Origin of the sequence: Hadarchaeum sp. (SeqCode) (assembly GCF_049969415.1) — an archaeon.
Taxonomy (GTDB): Archaea; Hadarchaeota; Hadarchaeia; order Hadarchaeales; family Hadarchaeaceae; genus Hadarchaeum.
Genome location: NZ_JBMFOX010000116.1, coordinates 1 through 1,623, shown reverse-complemented (window position 1 = coordinate 1,623; position 1,623 = coordinate 1). Strand labels below are relative to the sequence as shown.

The 1,623-nt window shown below is 49.5% G+C and carries 2 protein-coding genes; both read left to right on the top strand.

Features of this window, described 5'->3' with window-relative positions; translation table 11 throughout:
- The coding region (locus tag ACP5PX_RS08215; RefSeq protein ID WP_428085461.1) for an ABC transporter ATP-binding protein at window positions 1–1,470 on the top strand (1,470 nt) is incomplete at its 5' end.
- A gap of 12 nt (window positions 1,471–1,482) precedes the next feature.
- Window positions 1,483–1,623 (top strand): imidazolonepropionase-like domain-containing protein (locus ACP5PX_RS08210; protein ID WP_428085462.1); only part of this gene is annotated, 141 nt, incomplete at its 3' end.

Sequence of the window (1,623 nt, the reverse complement as noted above, 5' to 3'; positions counted from 1 at the left end):
CCTGGAGTTTTGGCTACCGACCATATTGATTTCACTTTAAAAGAGGGTGAGATTCATAGCATTCTCGGCGAAAACGGCGCCGGGAAAACAACTTTAATGAAGATCCTTTACGGACTTTACCAGCCGGACGAGGGGGAGATAAAAGTCTGGGGTAAGAAGGTCAGGATAAAGTCACCCAAAGATGCCATCGAGCTCGGAATCGGCCTCATTCCGCAGATAAGCATGCTGGTTCCAACTCTGACCGTCAGGGAGAACATCGTCTTGGGACAGGAACCTGCCAGTGGGCCATTTGTTGATAAGAAAGAGGAGGAACGGAGAATAAAAGAACTGCAGAAGAAGTTCGGGATGGAAGTTCCGCTGGACGCGAAGCCTTGGCAGCTTTCAGTTGGAGAAAAACAGAAAGTGGAAATACTGAGGGCAATTTATCGTGGAAGTAAAATTTTGATTATGGATGAGCCCACCTCAATGCTTTCACCACCGGAAAAAATGGCCCTTTTGCAGAGCATGGAGAAAATGGCGAAGGCAGGGATAGCCTCAATACCGTTCATAACCCACAAGATACCTGAGGTCTTGGCAGTAAGTGATCGGATAACGGTTTTGAGACGGGGCAAAGTTACAGGCGTGTTTTTGACCAAAAAGGCCACTAGAGACAAAATCGTCACCAGCATGATTGGGAGGGAGCTTGAGTGTGAGGTTAAAATACCCCATGTGAAAGAGGGTGAAAAGGTCCTTGAGGTCAAGGATCTGAAGAGTTACAGCGATAAGGGATTCCTTGCCGTGAAGGGGGTTTCCTTTTCAGTCAGGGCCGGGGAGATATTCGGCGTAGCCGGGGTGGCCGGTAATGGGCAAAAGGAGCTGGCCGAGGCCATAGTTGGGCTCAGAAAAGTCGTGAGCGGTAAAGTTTTGTATCGCGGCAATGATATCACGAACAAGTCGCCTTCAGAGTTTCGTAAACTTAATGTGGGCTTTGTTCCAGGCGAACGGCTTGAGCGCGGTGTCGTTCCACATCTTACGCTTTATGAAAACGTCGCCTTGAGCTACTACAAAAAATCTCCGTACTCCAAAATGGGTATGATGAACTACGATGAAATCATCAAGCTTACGAAAAAACTTATGGAAGAATTCGATATCAGAGCGCCCACTCCAAGTACCATCGCTAGGACACTTTCGGGTGGAAATCTGCAAAAGCTTCTTCTAGCGAAGGAGCTCTCCACCAATCCTGATTTTATTTTGGCGGAGGAACCTACCGCAGGTCTTGACGTGGGCTGTCAGGAGTTCATCCATAACGTCTTCCTGAGACAGAAGGCAGAAAAAAAGGCGATATTGATGTTTTCGGGTGATTTGGACGAGATAATGAAGATCAGCGATACCATCGGGGTAATGTATGAGGGCGAGATGGTGGCGATCCTGCCTCGGCGGGAAGCTACTAGGGAAAAAGTCGGTGACCTGATGGTTGGAAAGAAAATCTGATGGGGCTTGGAGATGGCTGAAAAGATCTTGATCGACAACGGGATCGTCGTCACCATGAATCCCCGGCGCGAGGTCTTCAGGGATGCCTCGGTGCTGGTCGAGGGGGACAGGATCGCTGCTGTCGGTCCCGCCGCCGAGGTGAGACGGGAACAC